The sequence below is a fragment of the Streptomyces sp. ATexAB-D23 genome (assembly GCF_000373645.1).
Taxonomy (GTDB): Bacteria; Actinomycetota; Actinomycetes; order Streptomycetales; family Streptomycetaceae; genus Streptomyces; species Streptomyces castrisilvae.
In genome coordinates, this window is sequence record NZ_KB892061.1 from 1 (window position 1) to 4,798 (window position 4,798).

The following is a 4,798-nucleotide window of genomic DNA, read 5'->3' on the forward strand; positions in this document are numbered from 1 at the left end:
CGCCTCCACCTCGACGCCCTCGGCGTCAAGCTGACGACGCTGCGCCCGGAGCAGGCCGCGTACATCGGTGTCGAGGTCGAGGGCCCGTACAAGCCCGACCACTACCGCTACTGACCCCGTACCCCATCGGACCGTCCGGCCGGCAGATCCTCGAACACGGAGGTGAGCCGGCCGGAGGCGTCCGCGAGGGCGGCCAGTGCGTCGCCGATGCGCCACTGGGACCGGTCGCGCGGGCCCACCGCGTTGGAGACGGCGCGCAGTTCCACGACCGGGCAGCCGGTCGCGGCCGCTGCCTCGGCGACCCCGAACCCCTCCATCGCCTCGGCGAGGGCGCCGGGGTGACGGGCCCGCAGCGCGGCGGCCCGCGCGGCGGTGCCGGTCGCGGTGGAGACGGTGAGGACCGCGCCCGTACGGGCCCGCGTCGCTTCGGCGACGCGGGCCACGAGCGTGGCGTCGGGCCGGTACGCGATGGTGCCGAAGCCCAGTTCGGTGACCGGCACGAAGTCGTCGGCCGTCTCGGCGCCCAGGTCGGCAGCGACGAGTTCGCTCGCCACGACGAGGGAACCGAGTGGTGCCTCGGGCTGGAAGCCGCCGCCGATCCCGGCGCTGACGACCAGGCCGTAGCCGGCGCCCCGGTGTGCCGCGGCGGTCAGCGCCACAGCGGTCGCGGCGGCTGCGGCGGCGGGCCCCACACCGGCGGCCAGCACGTCCACGCCGACGCCGCCCGTGGTCACCCGGTGCAGGGTGCGGGCGGCGAGCGGGGTGGGTACGGGCGGGGTGGCGGCGTCCCGGAAGACGCCCGCCACCGCGTCCTGTTCCGCGGCGACCGCGGTGACGACGAGGACCCGGAGGCCGGGTCCGTCCGGCGGGGAGGCGGTCATGGCTCAGTGCGGGCCGTGGCTGACGACGCCGGCGATGGCGATCTTGCGGTAGGTGTCGCCGCGACGACGGGACAGCAGCGCGAACGACCCGGCGAGCGCCAGCAGTTCGAGCTCGTCCCAGTGGCCGGTGACCGCTATCTGCACGGACTTGCCGTCGGACCTGGACAACGAGAAGTCGATCTCGTCGGAGCCCCGGACGAGCGTCGCCTGATAGCGGCCGCGGTGCGGCTTGGACGTACGCCACTCGACCGGCGCGCCGCCGCCCGGCACGAACGCCCCCTGGCCGTCCAGGCACAGGATCGCGGGCTCGGCGGCCGTGACGCGGGTGCGTCCCCGGCCGGTGGCCGCGATCGGCAGAGCACGGCCACCGACGGTGACCGTGCCCTTGCGCATGCCACGCTCGAACGTCAGCGTCGCGGAGGAGCCCTTCACACCGTCGAGGACGAAGGCGCCGCCCTTCTTGTGGAGGCTGAGCGCGGTCTTCGCCATGCGTCAGTCCTTTCGCGCGGTGCGCGCGAACCCGGGGATCAGCACCGCAGCCACGACGACGTGCATGCACAGCAGCGCGACCTTGGAGCCGCCCCCGTCGCCGCTGCCGGCCGGGCCGAGCAGGGACAGCAGGAAGATGACCGAGGAGATCACCGTCCACAGGGTGCGGGCGTTGGGCGACTTGCGGTCGATCAGCGTCACCACGCCGAGGGCGGCGAAGCCCACCACGAGCGTCACGCCGATGACCATGGGCAGGCCGATCTCCTGGATGTCGCCGCCCTGGGCCTTCGCCTTGAGTCCGTCGTCGAGGGTGGCGTGCGCTATGAGCCAGACGATGACGGTCGCCACGGTGGCGACCAGGGGGTACACGATCCGTCCGCGGGCCTGCTGCCGGGTGGGGGAGGCGGTCGCTGTATTCGACATGCGTCTTCATCCTTACGCCGATGCGCGTGTCTCGGTCCGGAGGCGGACCTTCGCGAGAGTTCACGTTACGGGCAAGGGGTCGCCGCGTAGGAGGAGCTGGATCGTATCTGTAGGGAATCTCTTAGCGGTGGTTCCAGGAGCATGGAGCTGCGCTGCCCGGGGCTGTTGTGTTCGCGGGGTTAGCAGACCGTTCTCATGCCGGATTTCACGCTGAGGAGACGCACGGGTGGACGCAGGATTCAAACGCGAAATCGAACAGAAGGTCGCTGCCGGCGAACGCCTCAGCCGGGAGGACGGTATCGCTCTCTACGAGTGCGACGACCTGGCCTGGCTCGGCGGGCTGGCCCATCAGGTCCGTACGCGGAAGAACGGCAACGTCGTTCACTTCAACATCAACCGCCATCTCAACATGACCAACGTGTGCACGGCCTCGTGCGCGTACTGCTCGTTCCAGCGCAAGCCGGGCGAGATGGACGCGTACACCATGCGCATCGAGGAGGCCGTGAAGCTGGCCAAGGCGATGGAGAACGACCAGCTCACCGAGTTGCACCTGGTCAACGGCCTCCACCCGACGCTGCCCTGGCGCTATTACCCGCGCTCGATCCGGGCACTGAAGGAGGCGCTGCCGCCGACGGTCGCCGTCAAGGCGTTCACCGCCACCGAGATCCACCACTTCGAGAGCATCTCCGGGCTCCCGGCGAGCGAGATCCTGGACGAGCTGATCGACGCGGGCATGGAGTCGCTGACCGGCGGCGGTGCGGAGATCTTCGACTGGGAGATCCGCCAGCACATCGTGGACCACAAGACGCACTGGGAAGACTGGTCGCGCATCCACCGTCTCGCCCACGAGAAGGGGATCAAGACCCCCTGCACGATGCTCTACGGGCACATCGAGGAGCCCCGGCACCGCGTCGACCACGTGCTGCGGCTGCGTGAACTCCAGGACGAGACCGGCGGCTTCCAGGTCTTCATCCCGCTGCGCTACCAGCACGACTTCCATGACTCCATGGACGGCAAGGAACGCAACCGGCTGATGTCCCGGACGAAGATGGCGACGCCGGCGGAGTCCCTGAAGACCTTCGCGGTCTCGCGGCTGCTCTTCGACAACGTGCCGCACGTCAAGGTCTTCTGGGTGATGCACGGCCTCCAGACCGCACAGCTCGCGCTCAACCACGGCGCCGACGACATCGACGGTTCCGTCGTCGAGTACAAGATCACGCACGACGCGGACAACTACGGCACCCCGGACAAGATGTCCCGCGAGAGCCTGCTCGACCTGATCCGCGACGCCGGGTTCCAGCCCGTGGAGCGCAACACGCTCTATCAGACCGTCCGCGAGTACGAGGGCCCGGATCCGGAGATCCGCGAGACCCCCCAGCCCATGCGGGTCTGACTCATGACCATCATCACGACAAGTATCGGCAGGTGTGCGCGATGACCGTACGGGACGAGGACCTCCGGGGCGATGCCCTTGAGGTCTGGATCGACCAGGACCTGTGCACGGGTGACGGGATCTGCTGTCAGTACGCGCCCGATGTCTTCGAGCTGGACATCGACGGGCTCGCCTACGTCAGGAACGCGGACGGCGATCTGCTCCAGGACACGGGTGCCACGGTCCTCGTGCCGACCATCGCCCTGCGCGACGTCACCGACTCGGTGAAGGAGTGCCCGGGGGAGTGCATCCACGTACGCCGGATCAGCGACGGCGTCGAGGTCCTCGGACCGGATTCGGCGGACGGCTGATGACGGCGGTCACCGGCTACGAGCCGGCCCTGCGCGCCCCGTCGGCCGAACTCGGCCGGCCGCGCGTCGGCCACATCGACTTCCTCAACTGCCTGCCCCTGTTCTGGGGGCTGGCCCGTACGGGAAGCCTGCTCGACCTCGACCTGCACAGGGACTCGCCGGAACGCCTCAGCGACGCCCTCGTCGCCGGAGAGCTGGACATCAGCCCGATCAGCGTCATGGAGTACCTGCGCCATGCCGACGACCTGGTCGTGCTGCCCGACATCGCGGTCGGCGCGGACGGGCCCGTGATGTCCTGTCTGCTGCTCAGCAAGGTGCCGCTGGAGGAGCTGGACGGTGTCCCGCTCGCCCGCACCACCTCCAGCCGCACCACCGTGCGCCTGGCCGAGCTGCTGCTCACCGAGTCCATCGGCGTCAAGCCGGAGTACTTCAGCTGCCCGCCGGACCTGCCCACCATGATGGCCGGGGCCCCCGCGGCCGTGGTCATCGGCGACGCCGCGCTGCGCGCCTCGCTCCAGCAGGCCGACACCTTCGGGTTCCAGGTGTACGACCTGGCCGAGATGTGGCGGGAGTGGACCGGGCTGCCGTTCGTCTTCGCGGTGTTCGCGGCCCGGCGCGAGTTCGTGGCCGAGCACCCGGAGCTGGTCCGTGAGGTGCACTCCGGATTCCTGAAGTCGCGTGAGCTGTTCCTCGACGAGATCGACGTGGTCTGCCAGAAGGCGGCCCGCTGGGCGAAGTTCGATGTCGAGACCCTCAAGCGCTACTACCTGTCCGCGCTCGACTTCGACCTGGGGGAGCGGCAGCTCGCCGGACTGCGCGAGTTCGCCCGCCGGGTCGGCGGCGCCGACGCCGGCTTCGCGCCCGACCTGAGGATCCACCTGCTGGAGACCGGGCGCACCTCGTAGGGGCGCCGCGTCGATCCATCCGAAACAGAAAGGTGGCCCGATGGCCATCCCGACCAGTCATCTCACCGCTGCTCTGGACCGCGCCGCCACCGGAGGCCGCCTGACGCCCGAAGAGGCCCTGGAGCTCTATCGCCACGCACCGCTGCACGCACTCGGCCAGGCGGCCGACGCGGTGCGCCGCCGTCGCTACGCCGGCCGGGAGAACCAGGCGACGTACATCATCGAGCGGAACATCAACTACACGAACGTGTGTGTCACGGCGTGCAAGTTCTGCGCGTTCTACGCCGCTCCGAAGGACACCGCCAAGGGCTGGTCCCGGGACCTGGACGACATCCTGCGCCGCTGCGCGGAGACGGT

7 protein-coding genes and 1 pseudogene are annotated in these 4,798 nt (G+C 69.9%); 5 read left to right on the forward strand and 3 right to left on the reverse strand.

All coding sequences use genetic code 11. The annotated features are described in order from the left end of the window. On the forward strand, nt 1–114 hold a 114-nt coding region (locus tag B082_RS38455), incomplete at its 5' end, for an adenosylhomocysteinase (RefSeq protein WP_158688917.1). Here the strand turns inward: B082_RS38455 and B082_RS0131215 are convergent. Genes B082_RS0131215 through B082_RS37560 form a run of 3 tightly spaced genes read right to left on the reverse strand, consistent with a single transcriptional unit; the run spans nt 108 to nt 1,793 of the window. Continuing rightward, nucleotides 108–881, reverse strand: a complete 774-nt coding sequence (locus B082_RS0131215) for a futalosine hydrolase (protein WP_018555723.1) — start codon at nt 879–881, stop codon at nt 108–110. The genes B082_RS38455 and B082_RS0131215 overlap by 7 nt on opposite strands. Before the next feature lie 3 nt (nt 882–884). Further along, entirely contained in the window at nt 885–1,370 is a 486-nt protein-coding gene (locus B082_RS0131220; protein ID WP_018555724.1) for a hypothetical protein, read from the reverse strand. Nucleotides 1,371–1,373: 3 nt separating this feature from the next. Next, on the reverse strand, nt 1,374–1,793 hold the full coding sequence (locus tag B082_RS37560; RefSeq protein ID WP_018555725.1) for a DUF6069 family protein: 420 nt from the start codon (nt 1,791–1,793) through the stop codon (nt 1,374–1,376). A 226-nt stretch (nt 1,794–2,019) separates the two neighbouring features. On the opposite strand from B082_RS37560, the gene mqnE reads away from it, so the two are divergent. From mqnE to B082_RS0131245, 4 genes and pseudogenes are all read left to right on the forward strand, one after another. Further along, a complete protein-coding gene (gene mqnE / locus B082_RS0131230; RefSeq protein ID WP_018555726.1) occupies nt 2,020–3,186 on the forward strand; it encodes an aminofutalosine synthase MqnE in 1,167 nt (388 codons plus the stop codon). Between the two features lie 41 nt (nt 3,187–3,227). Next, complete coding sequence (locus B082_RS0131235) at nt 3,228–3,536, forward strand: ferredoxin (RefSeq protein ID WP_018555727.1); 309 nt, start codon at nt 3,228–3,230, stop codon at nt 3,534–3,536. Beyond that, the gene (locus B082_RS0131240; protein ID WP_018555728.1) at nt 3,536–4,441 is read left to right on the forward strand and encodes a menaquinone biosynthetic enzyme MqnA/MqnD family protein; all 906 of its coding nucleotides are present in this window, start codon (nt 3,536–3,538) and stop codon (nt 4,439–4,441) included. The genes B082_RS0131235 and B082_RS0131240 overlap by 1 nt, the downstream gene beginning before the upstream one ends. Nucleotides 4,442–4,481: 40 nt before the next feature. Continuing rightward, nucleotides 4,482–4,798: pseudogene (locus B082_RS0131245) on the forward strand (dehypoxanthine futalosine cyclase); the annotation flags it as partial.

Coding starts and splice junctions, on each gene's coding strand:
- B082_RS0131215 (WP_018555723.1), bottom strand. CDS start 881: ATGACCGCCTCCCCGCCGGACGGACCCGGCCTCCGGGTCCTCGTCGTC.
- B082_RS0131240 (WP_018555728.1), top strand. CDS start 3,536: ATGACGGCGGTCACCGGCTACGAGCCGGCCCTGCGCGCCCCGTCGGCC.
- B082_RS37560 (WP_018555725.1), bottom strand. CDS start 1,793: ATGTCGAATACAGCGACCGCCTCCCCCACCCGGCAGCAGGCCCGCGGA.
- B082_RS0131235 (WP_018555727.1), top strand. CDS start 3,228: ATGACCGTACGGGACGAGGACCTCCGGGGCGATGCCCTTGAGGTCTGG.
- B082_RS0131220 (WP_018555724.1), bottom strand. CDS start 1,370: ATGGCGAAGACCGCGCTCAGCCTCCACAAGAAGGGCGGCGCCTTCGTC.